The sequence below is a fragment of the Actinomadura sp. 6N118 genome (genome assembly GCF_044326415.1).
Taxonomy (GTDB): domain Bacteria; phylum Actinomycetota; class Actinomycetes; order Streptosporangiales; family Streptosporangiaceae; genus Spirillospora.
The window spans coordinates 24,150-46,607 of the sequence record NZ_JBIRAZ010000019.1 but is presented as its reverse complement, the minus strand read 5'-3'; the positions used below and the strand labels follow the sequence as shown (position 1 = coordinate 46,607).

The window sequence follows — 22,458 nt, the reverse complement described above, 5'->3', positions numbered from 1 at the left end:
TCGGCATGGCCGCTGCGACCGTGCACCGCGCTGCCGCCGAAGCGGCTTCGATCTAGGCCCACGTCGCGGCAGGAGAAGTGACTGCACTTCGGGCGATACCCCCGCTGAACGCAAAGCACCGGCTGGCTACGCCAAGAAGGGGTCCGTGAATCTTTACTCCCGCCGCGCCACCGTCCTGCCGCACCGCCGTCCGCGCAGCCGTCCTGCGGCGCGAGTCCCTGGCGCGGAAGCCGTAAGCGTCGTCGTCGCTGGCGAGTCGGTGGTCATCTCGCGAACGTGCCTTCAACCATCCGGAATCATTCCTTGACACGAATATTCGTTGTGGTGAATACTTCTCTTCATGGACGCACTCCTCACCGCACTGGCCGACCCGGCCCGCTGGCGGCTCGTGAGCCTGTTGGCCGAGCGGCCCCGCTCGGTCGGTGTCCTCGCCCAGCTGGCCGAGGCGCGCCAGCCGCAGACGACCAAGCACCTGCAGACCCTTGAACGCGCCGGCATCGTCACCTCCCAGCGCACCGGCCAGCGCCGCATCTACGCGCTCCGGCCCGGCGCCCTGCGGGACCTGGCGGCTGCCCTCAACCGGCTTGCCGACACCGCCGACCAGGCGGGTGGTTCGCGCACGACCTACGACCGATACGCGGCCAGCCTCCACACCGAACGGCTCGCCGCCGATGAGCCGGGGTGGGCCGACGATCGTTCGTTCCGCTTCCACAGGTCGCTGACGGTGCGCCCCGAGCTGGTCTGGCGCTACCTGACCGAGACCTCGCTGCTCACCCGATGGTGGACGCCCGACGACCTGCGCGTCTCCGAGCTCGTCTTCGAGGCGCGACCAGGTGGGCGGATCGTCCTGGAATATCGCGATGCCGAGGACGCCGACGGCTCCGACCTGGTCGCCGGGCGCGCGGAGGGAGTCGTCGAGGACGTACGCCCTTGCGAGCGCCTCGTCTACCGGAGCTCCCCTCTGCTCCCCGACGGCGGCCTGGCCTTCACCGCCCATGTCGCCCTCGACCTGCAATCCACCGGCAACGGCACCGACCTCGACGTCCATTGGCGGATCACCGACAGCACCGTCGACTCCGCGGACTTCATCGCAGGCATCCAGATCGGCTTTGGCCAGAGCCTCGACAAACTCGCGGCGACCCTCGCCGCCGACACCCACAACACCGAACACGACACCGACATGAGGAGCACGAAATGACCAACACGACTGGCCGTAGGGTGACCGCGAACCTGAGCCTCAGCCTCGACGGGCGTTACAACGGCCCAGGTGGGCCCAGTGACTTTGCCGCGTTCGCCCCGTATGTGACCTCAGATGTGGCGCGAGACCACATGAACCGCATCTGGGAAGGCGCGACGACGGCGCTGCTAGGCCGGGTCAACGCCGAGGGGTTCATGGGGTACTGGCCATCGGTCGCCGAAGACGACAACGCCGATCCCCGTGATCGCGGATACGCGAAGTGGCTGGTCAACACGGAAAAGGTGGTCTTCTCGACCACCTTGACCGAAGCGCCGTGGGAACACACCCGCGTGGTGAACGCTCCCGCCGCGGACGTCGTCGCCGAACTCAAGACCACCGGCGAGGGCGACATCCTCGCCAACAGCAGCGCCAGCATCATCAAGGCGCTCCTGGCGGCGGACCTGCTCGACCGGCTGTATCTCATGATCTTCCCTGAGATCACCGGAGGTGGGCAGCGGCTGTTCGAGGACGGCCTGCCGCCCACGAAGTGGGCCCTCACCCACCAGGAGACCGGCAAGCTGGGCGAGCTCGCCATGGTCTACGACCGAGTCCGCTGAGCCAACCGATCAGTGCACTCACGCAGGCCCTGGACGAGGTGGGACCAAACTCATCACGCCTGAAATCAGAGCCCGTCGAGCCGGCCGGTCTCCAGATGGGTGAAGTCGCCGCCGGAGTCCAGGGCCGCGTCCAGCAGCAACGCGAGCGACGTCCCGTACACCGGCACGTCGGAGGGGCGGTCCATCAGCCGGAGGCGGTCGTCGGCATCCTCCTCAACGTGGCACACGACCCAGTGGCTTGTCTCCGTCCGGTAGTCGTTGGCCGCGGCGACGCATCTCCCGTCGGGCAGATCGATGATCGCGATGAGAGAATGGTCTTCCGGGGCGGGCCGCACCCGCCGGTGGGCGGCGGCGGGCCGCAGCCGCCAGGCGCCGTCGAACAACGTGGCCGATCCGATGCGCCGGTAGAGGGCCATGAGGTCAGCGGACGCCTCCCACAGCCGGACCGGCTCCGGCGGGGTGGTCTCGTGGTCCCGCACGATCCGGTCGAGCACGTCGTCGATCTCGACCTCTGCCGGGGCCAGGTGCCAGCCCGCGACCGGCCGCAACGTACCGTCGTCGTCCTGGGTGACTCCGACCAGGCCGGCGTACAGGGCGACGCTGCGGTTCTCACCCTGGACCTGGTCGTTGAGGTTGATCCGTGCCTGGGACAAGGTGGCGGGCACGGCGTCACTGCGGACACCGGGACCGTCGTAACCCATGCCGTTGTTCACGGTGAGGTCGCGCGGCTGGTCGATCGGCAGCTCCAGCAGCGGGTTCGGCCGGTCGGCCACACCGCCGCCGGTCAGGTATGGGTAGAGGCGGGCGATCCATCCGGTGATCACGTTGCCGCCGTAGGCGTCGGCGGGGCTGTAGATGCGCCGCCAGAACGCGGTGTCGACGTCGCCGCCCGCCGCCCGGACGAACTGGTCGGTGATCGGGATCAGTGACCGGCACCAGGCGTCCAGGCCGAACGTCGCGATCGTGTCCACCCGCGCCCGGATCTTCCGCCAGTCCTCGACCGTGCCGGTCAGGGTGATGGACGGGATTCCGCAGACGAACGTCACCCAGAACGTGAAGTACGGCGAGTACGCGTCGAGCAGGGCGACCTTCCCGGCCATCCGCTCGACGTCGGTGCTGGTGGAGAAGTCGCACTCGAACGCGTCGCTGTCACCCACCTCGGCGGACAGAAGCTTGCCGAACGTCTCGGCGATGTCCTGCCACGAGGCGGCGTCCGTCGGCACCGGGCCGTCGATGACGACTTCGATCCGCTTACGGTCGGCGTGCTGGACCAGCCGCGGGCGCAGCTCTTCGGCGTGCAGGCGTACATGCTGGGCGACGCCGTGCAAGATGGTGAGCCACACCGCGTCCGGGGACAGCGCCAGGGGACGGTGATCGGCGAACGCCCGTCCGACCGCGCTGAGCAGCGGATGCACCCCGTCCGGCTCGAGCACGCGCATCGCCGGGTCGCCGCCGAGGACGAGCGCGTCCGGGAACTGATCACGCAGCGGCCGAGCAGGCAGGGCCTCTGAGGCCGGAACGACGTCATCTACGGGAAAGATCGCCACAATCCGACTCTAAACGCGGGCCGCGTCTTCAACTTGCCGTTTAAGCCGCCTGCCTGGTGCCAGAGGGCCATTCCCGTTGATCGGAATTGGCTCTCGGGGCCCTGGCCTGGCATCGGGGCCGGTCACCAGACTTCTCGACGGCGTGGTCGTCGTTCCGGCGACGGCCGCGTTCCCGCCGAAAATCCTTCGAGGAGCACCACATCATCATGCGTCGAACGCTTTCCCTTTCCGCGGCCGGCCTGGCCAGCGCGGCGTCCCTCGCTCTCGCGGCCCCGGCCGAGGCCGCCCCCGTCCAAGCGGCGGCACCGGCCTCGGCTCAGGCCGCCGACGGCTGGTCGAAGTGGAAGACCGGCAAGATCAAGAAGCCGATCAAGGGCGCCGCCGTCTCCTGGAAGTACCACACGCGCTGGGAGATGGGCGTGAAGGAACTGCAGATCCAGTTCCACCTCACCGACACCGCGAGCGACAAGCGCCATCCGCGCATGTACATGGAGTACACGTCGTGGAGCGGTGTCAAGAAGACCATCAACTTCAAGGGGCCCAACAAGAAGCACACCTACCTCTGGTGGAAGGGAACGCCGCGATCGATCAAGGTCCGCGAGTGCGCGGCCGGCCACCCCTTCCAGCGCCCGAAGTGCAACAAGACGTGGACGAAGCTCTACAACTACAAGTAGACAGCTGATCTCACCCCTCACCCCAATCTGGTGGTGAGGGGTGAGAACGGCCTGTCACGTCAGGGGACACGTCAGGAGGGGCACAGGGTGTGGTCGATGAGAGTGGCGGAGGTCTTGTACTGCTGGATCGGGGACTGGTCTGGCGCCAGACGGCTGGTGTAGAAGACGGTGGTGGTCCGGCGGCCGTCGGAGGTTACGGCGTTGTCGGTGATGTAGTTCCAGCCGCCTCCGCCGTGGAACCAGGCCCATTCGTCGCCACAGGGCAGGCGGCGCTTCATCAGGCCCAGGCCGTATGCGGCGTCGCGCCAGATGCCCTGGAACGGCTTGGCTGGGACGGTTTGCTGCATCTGCTTCAGTTGCGCCGGGCGTAGCAGGCGGCCACCCAGGAGTGCTTGGAAGAACCGGTTGACGTCGCTGGTCGTGCTGATGAGCGACGCGTCCGGGTGGCCCCCTGCGAACGTGGACACGTCTATCTCTGGGCCTCCGGGAACGAGCCGCCTGTAGGCGGTCATGTGGGGTTGGGGCAGGTGGGCGGACGTGCCGGGAATGAGGGTGTGCTGGAGGCCGAGGGGTTCGATGATCCGCTCGTGGACCTCTTGCTGCCAGGGGTGGCCGGCCGCCTTCTCGATGATCATTCCGACCAGGATGTAGTTGGTGTTGGAGTAGGCCCAGTCGCGTCCTGGCTTGAAGGCGGGGCGGTGCTGCATCGCCTTGGCCACCAGCTGTGCCGGTGAGTACGTGCGGAAGCGTTCGCGCCGGAAATCCTCGGGGGTGCGGGCCATCTCCATCGGAACGTCGTCAAGGTAGTCGGGGAGGCCGCTGGTGTGGCCGAGCAGGTGGCGCACGGTGATCTTGGTGCCGTCGTTGCCGTTGCCTCGTACCACTCCGGGCAGCCAGCGTTGGACGGTGTCGGTCAGGGCGAGCTTGCCCTCGCCGACGAGCTGCAAGGCGACCGTGGCGACGAACGTCTTGGTCGTGCTGCCGATCCGGTAGTAGGAGTCGGGCCGGACGGGGGCGCCGGTCTTCAGGTCGGCGACGCCGCTGCGGGCGACCGCCCGTCCGCCGGGCGTCCACACCTCCGCGAGCACTCCTGCGGCGGCGGTCTCTCTCAGCGCGTCGGCGTCGCGCTGCAACTGTGTCGGTGTGTGCTCGGTGTTCGGGGCCCGCATGTGCGGGGCCGCGAACGCCGCCGTTCCCGACAGCACTGCGATCAGTCCGGCGAGCGGAGGCAGCAGGATCGAGCGACGGAACGATTTCTTCGATGTCTTGGCCATGCCCCGGACGCTAAGTCCGCCGGCGGACGGGCACGATACCGCCTGCTGCCGGGGCCAGGTACAGCCTGCTGTAGTGCGCCCGTCGGCCGTCAGGCCCCAGAATTAGGGGGAATCGGCCAAGGAGGGGAGCATGCGCGGACGATGGGCCGCCTCCCTGCGCGGGTCGGCGTACCTGCTCGGCGCGCTGCTGTCGATCGTGCTGGTGCTGCCGCATCCGGGCTTGGCGAGCTGGCACCGGCATCGAGCCGGTCGCCTCCTCGGTGTCCCCGCGCCCGCTGTGCGGCGGGGAGAGGGTTCCTGGTGGCGACGTCTCAAGACCGATCCGGCTACGCGCCGCGAAACTCTGTGGCCGTTGGTGCACCTGGCCGTCGCTCTGCCTCTGGGCCTCTTCACATTGGTCTGCCTGGGCAACATTCCGGTGGCCTTGACGCTCATGACGCTGTGGTGGGCGATCCCCGGCGACGCTCCGCCGAACCTCCTGGGAGACATCCCGGTGGACGGCTGGGGCGTCGCGCTGACCGTGGCGCCGGCGCAGGTCCTGGTCTTCACCGCGTTCGCCCTGTGGTGTGTGCCGCCGCTGGCCCGCGCCCACGCCCGCGCCTGCCTGGCCATGCTGTCGCCCACGCCCGCTGAACGGCTCGCCGAGCGCGTCGAGGTCCTCACCAGAACGCGGGCCGAGGCCGTGGGGGCCCACGGCGCAGAGCTACGCCGGATCGAACGAGATCTCCACGACGGGGTGCAGGCACGCCTGGTGGCCGTCACGATGAGGCTGGGCCTGGCCCGCGAATCCCTCGCCGACGGTCCGGACGGCGCGGCCGGTCTGGTGGGGGAGGCGCACGACGGGGTGGAGGAGGCGATGGCGGAGCTGCGCAGCGTGATCCGGACGGTCTACCCTCCGATCCTGGCGGACCGGGGCCTGTCGGGTGCCATGTCGGCCCTGGCCGCCCGTTCCGCCGTGCCGGTCGACCTGCACGTCGGCGATCTGGGCCCGCTGCCGGCAGCGGTCGAGACGGCCGCCTATTTCGTGGTCACCGAGGCGCTGACCAACACGGCCAAGCATGGCCGCGCCACCCGCGCCGAGGTCCGCCTCGAACGCGCCGGCGACCAGCTGACCGTCCAGGCACGCGACGACGGGATCGGCGGCGCCGACGAGCAACGTGGCACCGGCATCGCCGGGCTGCGCGGCCGGGTTCTCGCTCTGGACGGCACCGTCCAGCTCACCAGCCCCGCCGGTGGGCCCACAACGATCCGGGTGGAACTGCCGTGCAGGTCGTGATCGCCGAGGACAACGTGCTGCTGGCCGGCGGACTGGAACTGCTGCTGGCCGCCAAGGGCTTCCAGGTCTGCGCGGTCACCGGCGACGCACCGGGTCTCCTCGCGGCCATCGACGAGCACCGCCCGGACGTCACCATCGTCGACGTCCGCCTGCCCCCGACGTTCCGCGACGAGGGCATCCGCGCCGCCCTGGAGGCCCGCCGCCGCCACGACGGCCTGCCGGTCCTCGTGTTGTCGCAGTACGTCGAGCGGGAGTACGCGGGGGAGCTGCTTTCCGATGGCCGCGGCGGCATCGGCTATCTGCTCAAGGACCGGATCGGCAGGGTGGGGGAGTTCGTCGACGCGGTACGCCGGGTCGCCGCCGGCGGCACCGCCATGGACCCCGAAGTCATCGCCCAGCTCCTCGTCCGCCGAGACGACGACCCCGTCTCCACCCTCACCCCCCGCGAACACCAGGTGCTCGCCCTGATGGCCGAAGGTCATGACAACACCGCCATCGGCGAACGTATGGCCATCACGCACAACGCCGTCCACAAACACATCGGCAACATCTTCGCCAAGCTGGACCTGGCACCCGACGACCGCGGCCACCGCCGCGTCCTAGCCGTCCTCACCTACCTCAACCGCGACCGCCCCCGCTAACAAGGAGACCGTCTTCAAGTCCCTGGAACGCCGAACGCCCAGTCCCTCCTCGGGACTGGGCGTTCGGAGGTGCGACTGGATTCAGAAGCAGTACTTCTTCCAGGCGCTTTCGTAGGCGCCGCCGCCTGCGCGCTTGTCGAGGAACTGCTTGCCGTAGATCGTCACGCACTTGGTCTTCTTGAGCGTGCGCTTCACCGGGCCGGCGTAGTAGTGGTAGCCGCCCGAGTCGTTGCGGTTGCCGAGCTTGCTGAGGATGGTGACGCCGAGCGTGTCGGTCTTGCTCGGACCCGCGTACTTGCCGACCACCCGGGTGATCGCGCAGACCGTACGGCCCGACTTGCGGTAGTAGACGTAGACGTCACCGACATGCTTGGTGACCCGCTTGTTGCCGACCCAGCCCTTCTGGATGGGGATCTTGCCCTTGTACGCGTAGCCGGAGCCGCACGAACCCTTGGGATATGCCGCGGCCTCGGCGGGGGCGGAGGTAACGGTGAAGGCCATGCCCGCGGTGGCACCTGCGACCGCGAGCACGCCGATCCTTTTAACGATCATATGGCCGGATGGTACAGAGATCCTTCTGTGCGGTCGAGGTGATGATCAGCACCCTCATCCTCGCCCTCGCCCCTTCTCCGCCGGGCGCGGTCGTCCCCCATCCGAGCTACCTGTGAGTGTCCACCACGCGGTGATGATTCCAGGGCCGCTGGATCCATAACGTACTCAACCGGACCGCGGCACTACCGCGGAAACCCGCGAAGGAATGGTCATCCAAAGTGCCGTCACCGGCATTTCCACGACGCCGTCGCGTGAATCACCATCAATTCTCTCACCGGAGGAAAATCGTGCTCCCCAGGATCAAGACATCCGCCGCCATCGCGGTGTGCTGCGTCGCGGCCGGTGCCGGGCTCGTCGGCTGCGAGGACGCGACGGACGGGGACTCGTTCGCCGCCCCCACCGCCGGGAAAGCCGATCCCGGCCTGTTCTCCGGGACCAAGAAGATCGACGTCGGCGGGAAGTCGGTGAACGTGTCGTGTTCGGGCGAACCGGCGAAGGGCAAGCCGGTCATCGTCCTGATGCACGGAGGGGGCGACGGGCTGGACAAGTTGGCCGCCCTCCAGAAGACGCTGAGCGAGAAGAACCGGGTCTGTTCCTATGACCGGCTCGGCGCGGGCGCGAGCGACAAGCCGGACGGCCCGCAGAACTTCTCCAGCACCGGGAAGGTTCTGACCGGGCTGCTCGACCAGATCGCCGGTGACGGTCCGGTCGTGCTGGCCGGGCACTCGCTGGGCGGGCTGATCGCCGCCAGGTACGCGCCCGACCATCGGGACAGGGTCAAGGGGGTGGTCCTGATGGACACCACGCCATCGACGATGGTCGGCGACATCACCAAGGCGATCCCTGCGTCCGCCAAGGGTCCGGCGGCCGAGGTGCGCGCACAGAACCTCGCGATCTTCCAGGGTCAGAACCCGGAGAAGCTGGTCATCACCGACGGGAAGGTCCGCTCCGCCGGGACGATCCCGGTCGAGGTGATCAAGCACGGGAAGCCGTACCTCATGGCCGTTCCCACGTACGGGCCGCGCCTGGAGCGGGCATGGTCCGCCGGACAGCGCAGGTGGCTCGCGCTGTCCAGCCGCAGCACGCTGAGCACCGCCGCGAAGAGCGGGCACTACATCTACGTCGACCAGCCCGATGTCGCCGTCCGGGCCATTCAGCGCGTCACTGCGCAGGCAGCGCGTTAAGTGGAGGAAAAGGCGCTTTCCACTCTCGTCCTGGTGGTCGCGACCACTACCCTCGCCCAGTGATCGATCTTCGCCGGCTACCCGACCTGTGGCGGCGGTGCGACGTCACGGTCCGGGACCTCCCGTTCGCGCTGTTCTTGGCGGCGGGGTCGCTGGTGCCGTCCTTCCACGGCTACGGGACACAGATCGGTGACCGGCCGGACCGCCCGTTCGACGCGCTGGCCATGGTGGCGATCGCGATGGAGTGCCTGCCCCTGGCGGTGCGCCGGCGGTGGCCGGCCGTCTGCCTGGCGCTGGTGACGGTCGGTTTCGCTGTGGACCAGTTGCGTGGCTACCACGCGTACGCCGGGACGGGTCTTGCGGTCTCGCTGCTCAGTGCGGGCGCCCATCTGGAACGTCACCGGCGCGTCACGATGGTCGTGCTGTCGGTGGCGTACGTGCCGCTGGCGGTCGCGTTGAACCGGCCCGGCTCGGGTGAGGCCTTGGGCGGCTTTGTGACGTTCTTCGTGGCGTGTGGGCTGGCGTGGGGAATCGGGGCGTGGTTGCGCTCGACCCGGATCGCCGAGGCCGAACGCCGCCGCCGGGTGGCCGATGCCACCCGCGCCGCCGAACGCACCCGCATCGCCCGCGAACTCCACGACGTCGTGACGCACCATGTGACGGCGATGGTGGTCCAGGCTGAGGCGGCACGCTACCTGACCGCCGTGCCCGATCGCCTCGACGCGACGCTGGACGCCGTCACCGACACCGGGCGGCGGGCCATCACCGACCTGCGGCATCTGCTCGACCTGCTCAACCCGGACCACGACACCGGCGCCGTGGCTGAGGGCGCGGGGAGGGCGCCGTCAGCCGTTGACCTGCGCGTGCTCGTGGAACAGACGCGGCAGGCCGGGCAGCCGGTGGAGTTCGTTCAGGAGGGCGACCCGGCCGAGCCGGCCGGAAGCGCCGAGTTCGTGACCTATCGGGTCGTGCAGGAGGCCCTGACGAACGCCCTCAAGTACGCCCACGGCATACGCACCGTGGTCGAGGTCCGCTATGGCGAAAGGGAGATCAGCGTGGAGGTCGGCACTGACGGTTCCGGCTCGCGGACCGGGTCGCCTGGGGGGAGCGGGCGGGGCCTGGCCGGGCTCCGTGACCGGGTCGAGGCCCTGGGCGGCGAGTTCACCGCCGGCCGGCGGGCGGGAGGCGGCTTCGCCGTGCGGGCGCGCATCCCCGCGGGGAACCCGTCGTGACCGCGCGCATCCCTGCGGGGAGCTCGTCGTGACCGCGCCGATCCGCGTTCTGGTCTGCGACGACCAGGCGCTGATCCGCACCGGATTCGTGACCATCATCGGTGCGCAGCCCGATCTGGAGGTGGTGGGCGAGTGCGGGGATGGACGCGCCGCGGTCGACCTCGCCCGCCGGCTGCACCCGGACATCGTGGTGATGGACGTGCGGATGCCGGTGCTCGACGGCATCGAGGCCACCCGCCTGCTGGCCGGTGCCGGCGTGGCGCATCCGATCAAGGTGCTCGTGGTGACGACGTTCAACCTGGACGAGTACGTGTACGAGGCGCTGCGCGCGGGGGCGAGCGGGTTCCTGCTCAAGGACGCCCCGCCGGGGCAACTGCTGCACGGCATCCGTACCGTCGCCGCCGGTGCCGCACTGCTGGCACCCGAGGTGACGCGGCAGCTCGTCGGCAGGTACGCGGCGCGGATCCGTCCCGCCGAGGACACGCCCGACGACGTTCCGCTGACCCCGCGCGAACTGGAGGTGTTGCGCCTCATCTCCGACGGCCTGTCCAACAACGAGATCGCCGCGACGCTGGTGATCAGCCCGGAGACCGTCAAGACGTACGTGTCGCGCATCCTCACCAAGCTCGATCTGCGCGACCGCGTGCAGGCGGTGGTCTACGCCTACCGCAGAGGCCTGGTGACCTGAACAAAGGAACGGCGCCCAGAGCCGCAGGGCCGGTGGTGCGGAGACGTTCTTCAGCTCTCCGTCCAGCGATGGAGTTTCTCAGGGTTGCGTACTACCCAGATGCGGGTGATCCGGTCGCCCGCGACCTCGAACGCGAACACCGTCACGGTGACGCCGTCTTGCTGGGCCACCAGGCCGGGTTGACCGTTGACCGTACGTTCCAGGAACGTCATATTGCGGGGCCTGCGGCGGGCGATTTCGAGCCAGGCGTGCGCGATCTGCTCGCCGCCTTCGATGGGGCGCGGGAAGGTGGTGGCGAGGCCGCCGCCGTCGGCGATCGCCGTGGCGTCGGGGTCGAGCAGGCCGATCAGGGCGTCGATGTCCTTGGCCTCCCATGCCTGCTTGAAGTCTCTGATGATGCCGGCGCGCTGGGCCGCCGGAGTCGGGGAGGGCTGTGAGGCCCGGATGCGGCGGCGGGCGGAGGAGGCCAGCTGGCGGCAGGCCGCCGGGGTACGGCCGACGATCTCGGCGACTTCGGCGAAGGAGTGGCAGAAGACATCGTGCAGGATGAACGCGACGCGCTCAGCCGGGGTCATCGATTCGAGCACGACCAGGAACGCCAGGTTGACCGACTCGTCCAGGGTGACCCGGTCGGCCGGGTCGACGGTGGTCCCGCCCGGCCGCCCGGTGCTCCACTCGGTGTGTTCGGGTAGCGGCTCGGGGATCCATTCGCCCACGTAGGTCTCTCGCCGGGCCCGGGCCGAGCTGAGCAGGTTGAGGCAGATGCGGCTGGCGACCGTCGTCAGCCAGGCGCCGGGGGATTCGATGGCGTCCTGCTGCTGCCGGGACATGGCGTACCAGCGGGCGTAGGTCTCCTGGACGGCGTCCTCGGCCTCGGCCAGGGAGCCCAGGAGCCGGTAGGCGAGATTGATCAGTTGACGCCGCTCGCTCATGATCGCATCCAGGCCGGGATCCGGCCGGCCGTGTCCTGGCTTGGATCGGGTGGTCATGGGGTCGACGTCTCCCTTGGTCGTATCCGCCCTCACGAGTTCGACAACGCAGCCCCTCGGAATGTCAGGCCGGAGTGCCGCCTGACATTCCGAGGGGCTGTCTTGTCGGACTGCTGAGACGAACACATCATCCAGCGAACAGGAAGCTCACAGACATCATGACCACCTCAACGCCGACGACACCGTTCACCGACCCGGTGCCCGCGCAGCGCCTGGAGCAGGCGGCCGCTGCGCTGACAGCCAACGGTTTCGCCGTCGAGATCCTCGATGACGCCGCCGCAGCGCGTACCCGTGTCCAAGACCTGATACCCGAGGGCGCCAGCGTGTTCACCGGGGCCAGCGAGACCCTCCGTCTGTCCGGCATCGATGAGGACATCAACGGCAGCGGGCGATACGCGTCCGTCAAGGCACGCAGCAAGACCATGGACCGCGCTGCCCAATTGGCGGAGATCTGGCGGATGATCGCCTGCCCCGACGTCATTGTGGGCAGCGTCGCCGCGGTCACCGAAACCGGATCTCTTGTGGCCGCCTCCGCCAGCGGAAGCCAGCTGGCCGGCTACTCGGGCGCCGCGGCCCGCGCGATCTGGATCGTCGGGGCGCAGAAGGTGGTACCCGACCTGAGCACCGCGCTGCGCCGCATCGAAGACCACTGCCTCCCGCTGGAAAACGAGCGCGCCATGGAGGCCTACGGGCAGTCCAGTGCCCTCAACCGCCTCCTCATCCTCAACGCAGAACCCCACCCCGGGCGCGGCACCGTCCTGCTGCTCCGCGAAGCCATCGGATTCTGAACCACCGACATCAGTCCCCCACCGGACCCCGGCGGCGCCGAGGTCGGCGACAGAGTGCCGATCACCCCTCGAAAACCAGGCCGTTCTTGCACGTGACCCGACCCGGAGGAGAAAGCGACATGTCAACAGATCAGATAGCACGCAACAAGGCGGCGTTCAGCCGTCTGCACGACGCTCAGAGCAGCGGTGACGTTGAGGTCTTCCGGAAGATGGTCGACGAGGTCGTCGAGCCGGACGTGCTGATCCGCACGCCGCTGCCGATCGAGGCGACGGGGGCCGAAGCACTCAAGCAGGTGGGCGCGATGCTCCTTCGCGCGTTCCCCGACCTTCACATCGAGGTCGAGGATGTGATCGCGGAGGGCGACAAGGTCGTCTTCAGGAACACGGTCACCGGGACCCACCAGGGCGAGTACATGGGTGTTCCGCCGACCGGCAGATCCATCACCTACAGGGAGATCATGATCGTCCGCTTCACGGACGGCCGAATCGCCGAGACCTGGGGCATCGTCGACGTCCTCACCCAGATGAAACAGCTCGGCCTGATTCCGGCACAGGAAGGGACGTTCGTCGCGGTCCCTCCGTCCGAAGTCTAGATATTTCGACACCTGAGGATGAGTGCGCGATCGACCATCAGCCGACGCGCGGCCGCCTCACCCGCGCCCAGAGTTGGGACGAAGCCCATCGACCCGGCCGGGAGGCAGAGTGGGAATCTTAAGGACGCGTGCGGCGGCAGGCACGGTGACGGCGGCGCTGGTGATCGGCGTGTCCGCTGCGGCGGTGCCGTCATCAGCGTCGGTGCCGTCGTCGGCTTCGGTGCGGCCCGGGCAGTTGTACGTCGCGCCATGGGGCAAGGACACCTGGCCGGGCACCATCAAGCAGCCGTTCGCCACAGCGGAACGCGCGCAGAAGGCCGTACGGGCACGCACCCACCGGATGGCGTCCGACATTGTGGTGAACTTCCGCGCCGGAACGTACCGGCTCAAGGCCTCGCTCAATTTGACGGAGGCCGCGGGCGACTCGGGGCGCAATGGCCATCGGGTGATCTACCAGGCGTACGGCTACGGGACGCCGCGCCAGGAGAAGGTGACCATCAGCGGTGGCCGGCAGATCACCGGCTGGCGGCCCGACCAGCAACTGAAGGGTTATTGGCGCGCCGACGTCGGCGGGCTCGACACCCGCCAGCTCTACGTCAATGACAGGCGGGCCACGCGTCTCGTACGAGGCAATTCGGATCTGGTCGGCAAGCTGAAGATGACGGAGACCGGCTACACCACCGCGAGCGCGATCCCGAAGACATGGAGCAAGCCACGCGACATCGAGTTCGTCTACCGGTACGGCTACCTTGAGGGCCGCTGCGGCGTGGCCGGCATCTCAAGCAACTCCAAGCAGACCGCGATCACGATGGATCAGCCCTGCTGGAAGCTGGCTCGGGATCTGTACGGTGCGGACGCACTCAAAGAGTGGTTCGAGGTGGAGAACTCGCCCAGCTTTCCGCGCAAGCCCGGCAGCTGGTATCTCGACCGTTCCCGGCCTGGCCGGCATGTGCTGCTCTATCGGCCGCGGCCAGGGGAGGACATGCGCCGCGTTCAGGCGATCGTCCCCGTCGTGCAGACTCTCGTCAGCGGTACGGGACGGCCAGGACGGCCCTTGCGTGACGTCGCGTTCAAGGGTCTGACGTTCGCTCACGCCACCTGGCTGGAGCCCAGCCAGCCCGCCGGATTCGCCGCCGCGTGGAGCATGTACGTGCGGCCGGGTGAGGGTGAGGGCGAGGACGCCGCGCTGCTGACGGTGCCGGGCAACCTCGCCTTCCGCACAGCTGAACGGATCACCATCGAGGGCAATCGCTTCGCCCACCTCGGCGCGCAGGCCCTGGAGTTCTCCAAGAACAGCTCGTACAACGTCATCAACGGCAACGTCATCACCGACGTGTCCGACGGCGGCATCCTGATGGGCGTGGTCGTGCCCGACATGAAGGGGATCAACCGCGGCAACCGGATCACCAACAACTGGATCCACGGCACCGGGGCGGACTACCGCGCGTCGTCCGCCATCTGGGACACCGCGACCCAGGACACGACCATCGCGCACAATCAGGTCAACGACGTCCCGTACACCGGCATCCTCTCCGGCCCCAGCGACGACCTGCGGGACATCATGCGCGGCAACCGCATCCTCAACAACCGGGTCTTCCGGACCAACCGGCTCCTGGCCGACGGCGGCGGGATCTACCTCCGAGGCGAGCAGGGCAAGTCGTTCGAGGACGGGGCGGTCATCAGCGGCAACGCCGTCACCGACAGCAAGTTCACCCCTGAGTGGAACGTCGGGATCTACACCGACGACAGCTCCAACTGGATGACCGTGGACCGCAACGTCGTCCACGACTATGTGGCGTCCATCGGCGGCTGCAGTGAAGAGTGGGGCAACCGACCCGTGCAGAACGTTCGGTATCGCGGCAACTTCTGGGACGACGCCGTACCGGAATGGCTGAAGCGGCGGGAGTTTCCCGGCGCCTGGCCACCGGCCGACGAGCAGAACCCCGAGGCGGGATGCGGCAACCCGCACAAGCTGGAGTTCGCCGGGAACACGCTGCTGCCCACCACCGACCCGGGCAAAGCATGCGCCAGCAACCCCGGCTGCACGGCGATCGTGCGCAACGCCGGCCTGCTCCCGCCCTACCGCCACCTCCTGAGCACGCCCTGACCGAACGGTCCGTTCCCGGGTGGACACGGTCGCCCACCCGGGACTCGGGCCACCCGCGCCATGTATGAGGAGATCGACGTTGGGAACCGGTCCTCGAACCCGCACGGCGGACTTGCACGCCCCGGGCGGCCGACCGTCGCCCCTGGCTCACTCGCCGATCAGCAGGACTGATCGGCTACATCATGCGATCACCTCGTGGGCGGTGGGACGGTGCTGTCGTGTTGGCGGGCCAGCAGGCGTTGGTAGTCGGTGGAGCGGGCGGTGAGTTCGTCGTGGGTTCCCTCGGCGATGACGGTGCCGTGGTCGAGCAGGAGGACGCGGTCGGCGCGGCGAATGGTGGACAGCCGGTGGGCGATTACCAGTGTCGTGCGGGATCCTCGGGTGGCTTCCAGGCTGTCGTGCAGGGCGCGTTCACTCTCGGTGTCCAGGCTGGACACGGCCTCGTCGAGGATCAAAACGGGCGCGCGCGTCAGCAGTGCCCGCGCGATGGCGACGCGCTGGCGCTGCCCGCCGGAGAGCGCCGCGCCGCGCTCGCCGCAGCGCGTACCGTAGCCCTCCGGGAGGGCGTGGACGAACTCATGTGCCCCGGCGAGGCGTGCCGCCTCTGCGACTTCGGCCTGGGTCGCCTCGGGGCGGCCGAGGCGGATGTTGCCGGCGATCGTGTCGTCGAACAGGTAGACGTCCTGCGGGACGAGGGAGACGGTACGGCGCAGATCCTCGGCCGTCAGAGCGCGCACGTCGACGCCGTCGATCCGTACGCTTCCCTGGGCGGTGTCCCAGAAGCGCAGCAGCAGATGTGCGCAGGTCGTCTTCCCCGCGCCGGACGGCCCGACCAGCGCGACGGTCTCGCCTGGCTCGATCCGCAGGGACACGTCGCGGAGCACGTCATCGCACTGGCCTGCGTAGCCGAACCGAACGCCGTCGAACTCGACGGCAGGGACCGTGGCGTGGATCCGGCGTGGCGCGGCAGGCTCGTCGACGTGGGCGGGATAGTTCACGATTGTCAGCACGCGGGCCGCTGCGGCGCGCACGTCGCCGAGGGTACGGGCGGTGGCCGAGACGGTGGCGATCGGCGCCGGTGCCGAGACACCGAGCACGACCACAACCGGCAGGTAGTGTGCGGCCAACGTCCCGGTGTCGACTCGGATGGCGGCGACGGTGGCCAAGGCAAGAAGCCCGAGGCCGAGCAGCAGTTCCGTGGTGACCAGTTCGGCCCCGGCGCGGCGCGCGTAGTGGCGGCGCGCCGCAGCGAGCGCGTCGCCCCGGGCTAGCATCCTGTCAACGTAGTCGCGCCCACGGCGGGCCAAGGCCAGCTCTCTCAGGCCCTGGATGACGTCCATCGTCTCACCGGCCACCTCCCCGCTGGCCGTGCGCACCGCCTGACCTTGCTTGCCGGCGCGGCGGGCCGGCACTGTGGGTACCGCCGCGACCAGTGCCATCTGGGCCCCCAGCACCAGGGCGCACAGCGGGTCGAGTACGGCGACGGCCAGCAGTGCGCCCAGCGAGACCACGGTCGCGCCGATGTAGTCGCCTGCGGTGTGGGCGAAGAACAGTTCCGTGGCCGAAACGTCGTTCTTGGCGATCTCGGCGAGCTCGCCGGTGCGGCGTCCCAGCAGCCGGCCAGGCGTGGCGCGGGCGATACCGTCGACGATGCGTACCCGTAGTTCCTTGAGCAGCCGGTAGGCCCAGTCATGGCCGGTGCTCGCCTGCCACCATTGGGCGAGACCGGCGACGGCCACGGCGCTGACGATGCCGATGGTCAGCGCGCCGCCCGTTCCACCGCGTTCGGCCGCGAGTGTGCCGAACAGGTATGCGGTCAGGGCGGGCAGGGTGACGACGGCGGCGTAGTAGAGCAGGCCCGAGCAGATGACAAGCCCGAACACGACCGGCCGGGAGGCCATGTAGGGCAGCAGCCGCCACAGCGGCCTCTGGATGGTCTCGGGGGTGGACGGCGTGGTCACAGCGTCGCTCCGGAGTTGACGAGCCGGTGATAGGTTCCGGCCTGGTTCAGCAGGGTCTGGTGGCTGCCGCGTTCGACGATGGTGCCGCGATCGAGAACGACGATCTCGTCGGCGTCGCGGACGGTCGCCATACGGTGCGCCACGACCAGCACGGCCCGGTCGCGGGCGAGCCGGGCGATGGCGGCGTGCACGGCCTGCTCGGTGCGGCCGTCCAGCGCGGCGGTCGCCTCGTCCAAGACCAGCACGGCCGGGTCGGCCAGCAGCGCCCTGGCGATCGCGACACGTTGCCGCTGGCCACCGGACAGGTTGGTCCCGCGTTCGGAGACGGTGGCGCCGAGGCCGTCCGCCATGGCGGCGATGTCGGCCGCCAGACCGGCGGCGGCCGCGGCGGCCTCGATCTCCTCGAGCGCCGCCGTGGGGCGGGCCAACGCGATGTTCTCGCGCAGCGTTCCCGGGAACAGGTGGACATCCTGGCTGACCACCGCGATGTGCCGCCACCATTGGTCCTGCGGCAGCTCGCGCAGGTCGCGGCCGTCCACGTCGATCCGGCCGGAGGTCGGGTCGAGCAGCCGCAGCAGCAGCGCCACCAGGGTGCTCTTGCCCGAGCCGGACGGGCCGACCAACCCGACCGTTCGTCCGGGCCGCAGTTCGAGGCGCACGCCGGACAGGGCGTTCTCGTCGCGGCCGGGGTAGCGGAACGACACGTCCCGCAATGTGATCCTCGTCGGCGCCGCCATCGGAGTGGCCGTGGCCCGCAACCGCGCGATCGGGGGACGCTCCGCCAGGAAGGCGTCCAGTTTGGCCGCCGCAATCGGGGCGCCCAGGGTCGCATGCATGTACTTGCCCGCCTCGTCGATCGGGGTGAACGCGATCAGCACGATCAGCACGGCGGTCAGGGCGGACGCCGCGGAGACCCGGCCGTCGGCGGCCAGCAGCCCGGCCCTCACCACGACGGCGGCACCGGCCCCTGCCAGGGTCCACCGGGTGACCAGCATTTGGGTGAACAGCGCGTTCAGGATCCGCATGCTCGCAACCCGGACTCGTTCGGCCTGGGCCGCGAGCCGCTCCCGCACGCGGCCGGTCGCCCCGAACGCCTTGGCGGTGGGCATTCCCTGGACGGCCTCGACGAATCCGCCGTCCATCGCCGCGAGGTCGACGAAGACCTGGTCGTGCTGCCTGCTGCCGATCCGGTTCCACAGCGGGCGGACGGTCTGCGCGATCACCAGCGCGGCCGCGATCCACAGGCCGCTGAGCGGGTCGATGATCCCGATCGACAGCGCCGCCAGCGACGGTCCGATCCACGACAGCAGTCGGCTCGGGATGCCGCGCGCCACCGCCGTTTCCAGGGCCTGCGCGCCCTCCACCAAGGTCGTCGCGACCGTCCCGCTGGGCCGCGTGGCCAGGTAGGCCGGTCCCAACGACAGCAGGTGCTCCAGCAGCAGGCGCCGCACACCGGCCGTCACCCTATGCCCCGCCGCCTCCGCGACCGACTCACCCACCCACAGCAGGACCGTGCGTACTAGGACCGCGCCCAGGGCCAGCCACAGCCCCCACAGCGCCGCCTGCCAGGAACGACCCGTCAACGGGGCCGCGATCAGCACCGCCAGCGCGAACGCCTGGACGAGGCGGGTCAGCACCACGCCGACCCCCACCGCCACCGCCGCTGCCAACCGGGCACGCACCGAGCGGACGGCGAACCTCAGCACGCCCGGCTCCGTTCTGGTCATGAAAGCTCCTTGGGGGTGTCAAACGAGTGGCCGCGCAGCCAGCGGGCCATGACGCAGGTGCCCAGTACGGCCAGCAGCACCGACGCGCCGATCAACGGGGGAAAGCCGACGGTTCCGGCCAGGGCCAGCCCGGCCGAGCTCATCGCGAGCCGCAGGACGCCGAGCACCGAGATCTGCAGGGTGAAGTCGGTGGCGGCCGAGGCGGGACGGGCCAGGTCCATCGACACGGTGTAGACGCACACCGCCATCCCGGAGTAGCCCGCCGACACCGCCAGCACCGCCGTCGCGTCGACCACCACCATGGACCCGCCCAGCGACAACGGCAGCAGCAGCGCCAGCGCGACCACCCAGAACCCGCCGACGACGACCGCGGACCGGAGCCGCCCGTACCGCTTCACCAGCGCGCCCGCGCCCAGCCCGGCCAGGAGGCCCACCACCCCCGAAAGCGTGCCCTGCACCAGCGCGATCCGGTCCAGGGACCAATGCGCGGCCAGCATCATCGGCGACTGCACCGCGGTGGCCACATACCCTCCAAGCGCGAACCCCGGAACGACCAACAGCGTCCACGTGAGCACCCGCCGCCGACGGAACAGCGTCACCAATTCGCCGAACGGCACTCCGCGGCGCGCCAGGCGTTCGACGGCCGGTTCCGGCACGAAAATCAACACCACGAATGGCAGCAGGAACAGCACCGCCAGCACGCTGACGGTCACGCCCCAGCCCGCGTGCGCGTACAGCAGCAGCGCGCCACCGGAGCCGAGCACGATCGACGCGCTGGCCATCCCGGCCTGGATGCCGTTACCCACACCCCGGTCCCCGGGCGCCAGCAGCCGCACGGCCAGCCCGTTCATCGCAGTGTCATGGAACGCCGACACCGCCAGCACCACGGCCATGACCGCCAGCACCACGGGCAGGTCCCCCACCGGATCGAGCGGCACCAGCACCGCCCACGCCAGCACGAGCACGAGCTGGGTGAGCATCAGCCAGCCGCGGTAGTGGCCGAGCCGCGTGAAACCGAACCGGTCCACGACCGGCCCCACCAGAAACCGCCCCACGTACAGCAGCCCCAGCAGGTTGACCAACGCCAGCTGCTCCAGCCGCACCCCACCCCGCAGCAAGATCGTGTTCAACGCGCCGAACAGGAACGAATAACCGATGTCGGCCACCAGATACAGCGCCGCAATCACTGCGAACCGCCGCCGATGCGACATCGCCTCCCCGCTACCGGCCCGCACCGGCAGGACGCCTTCCGCTGCCACGCATCCGTTGGAAACGAGTTTCATTTGCACGGATGCCACCCTGCGACCTAAAGTCAGCTTCATGTCAAGCGGCTCTGCAGACCGTGCGATGGACGGCACGGCTGACGGCACGGCTGACGGTGCGGCGGACCGCGCGGCGGACAGGACGTACTCGATCTCCATCGGTGAGGCGGCCCGCCGCTTCGGCGTCGCCATCTCGACCCTGCGCTGGTGGGAGAAGCGCGGGCTGCTCACGCCCGCCTCCCGGCAGTCGGGACGACGCCGGTACGGACAGGCCGAACTGCGGCGGGTCGCACTCATCCAGCTGTGCCAGAGCACCGCCATGATGAGCCTGGAGGAAATCGGCGCACTGCTGGCCGGCAGCACCCGAGACGGCGACTGGCGCGCCGCCGTACGGCAACGCGTCGCAGCCTGCGACGACCAGCTCGCCAGGCTGACCGCGGCCCGCGCCTACCTGTCGCACATGCTCGAATGCCCCAGCGACCATCCGGCCGACACCTGCCCCTACCTGGCCGAGCACATCGACCAGCACCTGGCGGCAGGCCCGGCACCCGCGAAAGGTCGGGATCACCGGGATGGAGACTGATCGCGCGCTGCGACGCGCGAAAGAACGGCGACCCGTCTAGCGAACCAATGGGATCAACTCGTGTGAAGCGCCCGGTACCGCCTTTGAAACGATGCGGACACCATCTTCCTGGAACCAACGAAGACTCCAGAAAACGGTGGCGGCCAGACCAAGGATGTATGCCATCACGGCCGCGAAAGCCAAGGTCAACGAATACCCATAATTGGCCGACTCGAAATGGAGGTACGTGCCCGCCGCAACGACCAACAGTGCCAGTACAACCATGCCCAACCAGCGACGCCGTGCCCTCTTGGTGCGCTGGATGGAGTGGACTCGTAGCTGAATCACACCGTCACATGCGCCGCAGCGCACATCGATAACGCTACTCCCCAGGTCGGGCCGCCGGATTTCTATCGGAGTCACACTGTAATTGACCACGATCGTGTCGCTGACCTGGCGTGCGTTCACCCGGTGGTGCAACTTCACGGAGTGATCTTCACCTATCGCGCGCAGCTCATGGCCTCCTAACGGGCTCCGTGGGCCACCCACACAGTAATCAGCACAAGATCAGGCCGGAAGGGTGTTGGGATAACGGGCGCCGGCCCTTCCTCTTGCCGAGGGAGATGACCAGGCGCCCCAGCTGGGCGATCATGTCGCCGCGCTCAGTGGGGCTTCCTCATGGTCCTGAGTGGCTGCGGCGATCGATACGGCCACGCGTACGAACGCGGCGACGGCTGCCGAGCGGGCATTCTGCGGCCAGGCGACGGTCAGCGTGGCCGGCTCGAGGTCGCTGAGGGGCCGGTACGCGATCTCGGGCCGCTGGTAGCGCCGCGCCACCGAGACCGTGGGGAAGCAGACAATGCCGCCCAGCTCGACCAGGCTGAGGATCTGCGTGAGGTCCGTGGCCTTCTGCTGAGTCCCCGCTACAAGCCCCGGCTGTGCCGTCGACGGTCCTCGACCACCGTTAAGAGGAGGCGGCCCGTCCTGATCGGCGGGCGTCCCGTCGGGGAGGATCCGGCCGACCAGGTCGGCCAGCCGCAGGGATGGCCGGTCGGCGAGCGGGTCGGTCGAGGCCAGGGCGACGACGCGGGGCTCGGTCAGGAGCGGCTCGAAGTCCAGATCCCGATCGTCGAAGGGACTGACGAGCAACCCGACGTCAGCTCGTCCCTCGCGCAACGCCTGCGCCTGCTCGCCCCGTCCGCCGAGCACCAACTCCACCGCGAGCGCCGCGTCCTCGTCCTGATAGGCGGACAGAATCCGAGGCAGCAGCCCGGCGTCGGTGTCGGCCTTCATCGCCAGGCGCAGCCGCGGAGCGGGCCGGGCCGCGTGCCGGGCCCGCCGTCCGGCCGCGGCGATCGCTTCGAGCGCGGTCCGGGCGTCCCGCAGGAAGACCTCCCCGGCCGGGGTGAGCGTGACCTGACGCGTGGTGCGCTCCAGCAGATGTACGCCCAGCTGGCGCTCCAGTCCCCGGATCGCCCTCGACAGCGGAGGCTGCGTCATCCCCAGCCGTTCGGCCGCCCGCCCGAAATTCAGCTCTTCCGCGACCGTGACGAAATACCGGAGCTGCCTGGCCTCCAGGTCATTCATATCCCCACGGTATCAATGGA

General features: G+C 69.2%; 21 protein-coding genes. 12 read left to right on the top strand and 9 right to left on the bottom strand.

What is annotated here, in order from left to right:
- The first annotated feature begins 340 nt into the window (after positions 1 to 340).
- Positions 341 to 1,198 carry a metalloregulator ArsR/SmtB family transcription factor gene (locus ACH34W_RS38710; protein ID WP_395966160.1) on the top strand — a complete coding sequence of 286 codons (858 nt, stop codon included), beginning with the start codon at positions 341 to 343 and terminating at the stop codon, positions 1,196 to 1,198.
- A complete protein-coding gene (locus ACH34W_RS38705; RefSeq protein WP_395966159.1) occupies positions 1,195 to 1,794 on the top strand; it encodes a dihydrofolate reductase family protein in 600 nt (199 codons plus the stop codon). Before ACH34W_RS38710 ends, ACH34W_RS38705 begins: the two co-directional genes overlap by 4 nt.
- Positions 1,795 to 1,859: 65 nt before the next feature.
- Here ACH34W_RS38705 and ACH34W_RS38700 read toward each other — a convergent pair whose 3' ends face one another.
- On the bottom strand, positions 1,860 to 3,341 hold the full coding sequence (locus ACH34W_RS38700; protein WP_395966158.1) for a DUF4419 domain-containing protein: 1,482 nt from the start codon (positions 3,339 to 3,341) through the stop codon (positions 1,860 to 1,862).
- 206 nt (positions 3,342 to 3,547) lie between these two features.
- On the opposite strand from ACH34W_RS38700, the gene ACH34W_RS38695 reads away from it, so the two are divergent.
- Entirely contained in the window at positions 3,548 to 4,015 is a 468-nt protein-coding gene (locus ACH34W_RS38695; protein WP_395966157.1) for a hypothetical protein, read from the top strand.
- A gap of 71 nt (positions 4,016 to 4,086) precedes the next feature.
- On the opposite strand, the gene ACH34W_RS38690 is transcribed toward ACH34W_RS38695, so the two are convergent.
- Entirely contained in the window at positions 4,087 to 5,289 is a 1,203-nt protein-coding gene (locus tag ACH34W_RS38690; RefSeq protein WP_395966156.1) for a serine hydrolase domain-containing protein, read from the bottom strand.
- A 130-nt stretch (positions 5,290 to 5,419) separates the two neighbouring features.
- On the opposite strand from ACH34W_RS38690, the gene ACH34W_RS38685 reads away from it, so the two are divergent.
- Both ACH34W_RS38685 and ACH34W_RS38680 read left to right on the top strand, forming a co-directional pair.
- Positions 5,420 to 6,565, top strand: coding sequence for a histidine kinase (locus ACH34W_RS38685; RefSeq protein WP_395966155.1), 1,146 nt, complete (start codon positions 5,420 to 5,422; stop codon positions 6,563 to 6,565).
- Positions 6,553 to 7,206, top strand: coding sequence for a response regulator (locus ACH34W_RS38680; protein WP_395966154.1), 654 nt, complete (start codon positions 6,553 to 6,555; stop codon positions 7,204 to 7,206). The genes ACH34W_RS38685 and ACH34W_RS38680 overlap by 13 nt, the downstream gene beginning before the upstream one ends.
- 81 nt (positions 7,207 to 7,287) lie before the next feature.
- Here ACH34W_RS38680 and ACH34W_RS38675 read toward each other — a convergent pair whose 3' ends face one another.
- Complete coding sequence (locus ACH34W_RS38675; protein ID WP_395966153.1) at positions 7,288 to 7,758, bottom strand: hypothetical protein; 471 nt, start codon at positions 7,756 to 7,758, stop codon at positions 7,288 to 7,290.
- A gap of 287 nt (positions 7,759 to 8,045) precedes the next feature.
- Here ACH34W_RS38675 and ACH34W_RS38670 point away from each other — a divergent pair, with 287 nt between their 5' ends.
- Genes ACH34W_RS38670 through ACH34W_RS38660 form a run of 3 tightly spaced genes read left to right on the top strand, consistent with a single transcriptional unit; the run spans position 8,046 to position 10,862 of the window.
- Complete coding sequence (locus tag ACH34W_RS38670) at positions 8,046 to 8,942, top strand: alpha/beta fold hydrolase (protein ID WP_395966152.1); 897 nt, start codon at positions 8,046 to 8,048, stop codon at positions 8,940 to 8,942.
- A gap of 59 nt (positions 8,943 to 9,001) precedes the next feature.
- A complete protein-coding gene (locus ACH34W_RS38665) occupies positions 9,002 to 10,174 on the top strand; it encodes a sensor histidine kinase (protein ID WP_395966151.1) in 1,173 nt (390 codons plus the stop codon).
- A gap of 28 nt (positions 10,175 to 10,202) precedes the next feature.
- Positions 10,203 to 10,862, top strand: a complete 660-nt coding sequence (locus ACH34W_RS38660; RefSeq protein ID WP_395966150.1) for a response regulator — start codon at positions 10,203 to 10,205, stop codon at positions 10,860 to 10,862.
- A gap of 50 nt (positions 10,863 to 10,912) precedes the next feature.
- Here ACH34W_RS38660 and sigJ read toward each other — a convergent pair whose 3' ends face one another.
- Entirely contained in the window at positions 10,913 to 11,851 is a 939-nt protein-coding gene (gene sigJ / locus ACH34W_RS38655) for an RNA polymerase sigma factor SigJ (protein WP_395966149.1), read from the bottom strand.
- A gap of 158 nt (positions 11,852 to 12,009) precedes the next feature.
- Between sigJ and ACH34W_RS38650 the strand changes: the two genes are divergently transcribed.
- The 3 genes from ACH34W_RS38650 (at position 12,010) to ACH34W_RS38640 (ending at position 15,339) form a co-directional block, all read left to right on the top strand.
- Positions 12,010 to 12,639, top strand: coding sequence for an LUD domain-containing protein (locus ACH34W_RS38650; protein WP_395966148.1), 630 nt, complete (start codon positions 12,010 to 12,012; stop codon positions 12,637 to 12,639).
- 119 nt (positions 12,640 to 12,758) lie between these two features.
- Complete coding sequence (locus ACH34W_RS38645) at positions 12,759 to 13,232, top strand: ester cyclase (RefSeq protein WP_395966147.1); 474 nt, start codon at positions 12,759 to 12,761, stop codon at positions 13,230 to 13,232.
- A gap of 109 nt (positions 13,233 to 13,341) precedes the next feature.
- Positions 13,342 to 15,339: a right-handed parallel beta-helix repeat-containing protein gene (locus ACH34W_RS38640; protein WP_395966146.1), complete on the top strand. Its 1,998-nt coding sequence runs from the start codon at positions 13,342 to 13,344 to the stop codon at positions 15,337 to 15,339.
- 188 nt (positions 15,340 to 15,527) lie between these two features.
- Here the strand turns inward: ACH34W_RS38640 and ACH34W_RS38635 are convergent, their stop codons facing one another.
- Genes ACH34W_RS38635 through ACH34W_RS38625 form a run of 3 tightly spaced genes read right to left on the bottom strand, consistent with a single transcriptional unit; the run spans position 15,528 to position 20,310 of the window.
- Entirely contained in the window at positions 15,528 to 17,300 is a 1,773-nt protein-coding gene (locus tag ACH34W_RS38635) for an ABC transporter ATP-binding protein (protein ID WP_395966145.1), read from the bottom strand.
- The gene (locus ACH34W_RS38630) at positions 17,297 to 19,027 is read right to left on the bottom strand and encodes an ABC transporter ATP-binding protein/permease (RefSeq protein ID WP_395966144.1); all 1,731 of its coding nucleotides are present in this window, start codon (positions 19,025 to 19,027) and stop codon (positions 17,297 to 17,299) included. The genes ACH34W_RS38635 and ACH34W_RS38630 overlap by 4 nt, the downstream gene beginning before the upstream one ends.
- The gene (locus ACH34W_RS38625) at positions 19,024 to 20,310 is read right to left on the bottom strand and encodes an MFS transporter (protein ID WP_395966143.1); all 1,287 of its coding nucleotides are present in this window, start codon (positions 20,308 to 20,310) and stop codon (positions 19,024 to 19,026) included. Before ACH34W_RS38625 ends, ACH34W_RS38630 begins: the two co-directional genes overlap by 4 nt.
- 37 nt (positions 20,311 to 20,347) lie before the next feature.
- Between ACH34W_RS38625 and ACH34W_RS38620 the strand changes: the two genes are divergently transcribed.
- Positions 20,348 to 20,872 (top strand): MerR family transcriptional regulator, encoded by a 525-nt coding sequence (locus ACH34W_RS38620; RefSeq protein WP_395966142.1) that lies wholly within the window; start codon positions 20,348 to 20,350, stop codon positions 20,870 to 20,872.
- 36 nt (positions 20,873 to 20,908) lie between these two features.
- Here ACH34W_RS38620 and ACH34W_RS38615 read toward each other — a convergent pair whose 3' ends face one another.
- Positions 20,909 to 21,337 (bottom strand): hypothetical protein, encoded by a 429-nt coding sequence (locus tag ACH34W_RS38615; RefSeq protein WP_395966141.1) that lies wholly within the window; start codon positions 21,335 to 21,337, stop codon positions 20,909 to 20,911.
- Positions 21,338 to 21,499: 162 nt separating this feature from the next.
- On the bottom strand, positions 21,500 to 22,438 hold the full coding sequence (locus tag ACH34W_RS38610) for a LysR family transcriptional regulator (protein ID WP_395966140.1): 939 nt from the start codon (positions 22,436 to 22,438) through the stop codon (positions 21,500 to 21,502).
- Positions 22,439 to 22,458: the final 20 nt, after the last annotated feature.